The sequence below is a fragment of the Promicromonospora kroppenstedtii DSM 19349 genome, assembly GCF_000515355.1.
Lineage (GTDB): Bacteria > Actinomycetota > Actinomycetes > Actinomycetales > Cellulomonadaceae > Promicromonospora > Promicromonospora kroppenstedtii.
In genome coordinates this window covers 2,020-3,621 of the sequence record NZ_KI911728.1, presented here as the reverse complement: position 1 = coordinate 3,621, position 1,602 = coordinate 2,020, and the positions used below count along the sequence as shown (strand labels likewise).

General features: G+C 75.2%; 2 protein-coding genes. Both read left to right on the top strand.

Features of this window, described 5'->3' with window-relative positions; translation table 11 throughout:
* A partial coding sequence (locus PROKR_RS21555; protein ID WP_157602440.1) for a PH domain-containing protein occupies window positions 1-951 on the top strand: 951 nt, incomplete at its 5' end.
* Between the two features lie 7 nt (window positions 952-958).
* The coding region (locus PROKR_RS21550) for a Rossmann-like and DUF2520 domain-containing protein (RefSeq protein ID WP_036967229.1) at window positions 959-1,602 on the top strand (644 nt) is incomplete at its 3' end.

Genomic DNA, 1,602 nt, shown 5'->3' with positions numbered 1-1,602 from the left:
GGTGCGCCGGCGGCGGACCCCGCCGTCGCGCCGGGCGCCGAGGTGCCGGTGGCCAGCCTCGAGGCGCCCCAGGTGCCGGTCCTGACGGTGCCCCTGGGCCGTCTGATCGCCTCGGTGGTGCGCTCCGGCGCCATGATCACGCTGCTCCTGTGGGCGGCCGGGGTCGTGGTGGTCATGATCGTCACGGGCGAGTTCGCCGTCATCTCCGCGTCGCTGCCCGCGGTGCTGGGTGCCGGCGGTTACCTGTTCAACCGGGTCACGGGCGAGTTCGACTTCCGGGTGGCCATCTCGCCCGACGGCGTCCGCCTGCGGCACGGGATGCTGGAGACCCGCTCCCAGACCATCCCGCCCGGCCGCGTGCAGGCCGTCCGGCTGGTCCAGAGCGTGCTCTGGCGGGACCGCGACTGGTGGCGCGTGCAGCTCAACGTCGCCGGCTACGGTGGCGGCGAGGGCGACGAGAAGAACAGCGTGCTGCTCCCGGTCGGCACCCGCGAGGAGGCCCTGACCGTGCTCTCCCTGGTGCTGCCCGACCTGGGCGTGGACGAGCCGCGACGGGTGCTCGACGCGGGCCTGGACGGCGACTCGCGGCACGAGAGCAGCTATGTCACTGCGCCTCGGCGCACCCGCATACTGGATCCGGTGGCGTGGCGCCGCAACGGGTTCACCGTGACCGGCCGCGCGCTGCTGATGCGCCGGGGCCGCATGGTCAAGATCCTGGACGTGGTGCCGCACGAGCGCACGCAGTCGCTGGCCCTGAGCCAGGGCCCGTGGCAGCGTCGGCTCGGCGTGGCCTCGTTCCAGGTGCACTCCACGGAGGGCCCGGTGCACCCGGAGGTGCCGCACCTCGACGCGGCCGACGCGGCGCAGCTCATGACCGAGCAGGCCCGGCGCGCCCGCACCGCACGCGCGGCGGCGGGCCCCGAACGATGGATGGAAAGACAGGGAGAGTGACTGACCGGTGAGTGACCCCGACGAGGTGGGCCGCAGGCCCGGCCGGCTGGGTGTCGGTGTGGTCGGAGCGGGTCGCGTGGGGGCGGTGCTCGGCAACGCGCTGCGCGCCGCCGGCCATGCGGTGGTCGGCGCGAGCGGCATCTCGGAGGACTCCCGGGAGCGCATCGAGACGCTCCTGCCCGGAGTGCCCAACCTCGAGGTCCCCGACGTCCTGGAGCGCGCCGAGCTGGTGCTCCTTGCGGTGCCCGACGACGCCCTGGAGCCCCTGGTCTCCGGCCTCGCCGACACCGGGGCCTGGCAGCCGGGGCAGCTCGCGATCCACACGTCCGGCCGGTACGGCACGGACGTGCTGGAGCCCGCCCGGCAGGGCGGCGCGATCCCGCTCGCGATCCACCCCGCGATGACGTTCACCGGGACCAGCCTGGACCTGGCACGCCTGGAGGGCTGCACGTTCGCCGTGACCGCGCCCGCGCCGGTGCTACCCATCGGGCAGGCACTCGTGGTCGAGATCGGCGGCGAGCCGGTGGTCGTGGCCGAGCACGCCCGCGGCCTCTACCACGCGGCCCTCGCGCACGGCGCGAACCACCTCGTGGTGCTCGTGGCCCAGGCCGCGCAGGCGCTGGAGGCGGCCGGCGTGGAGCTGCCCGGCCG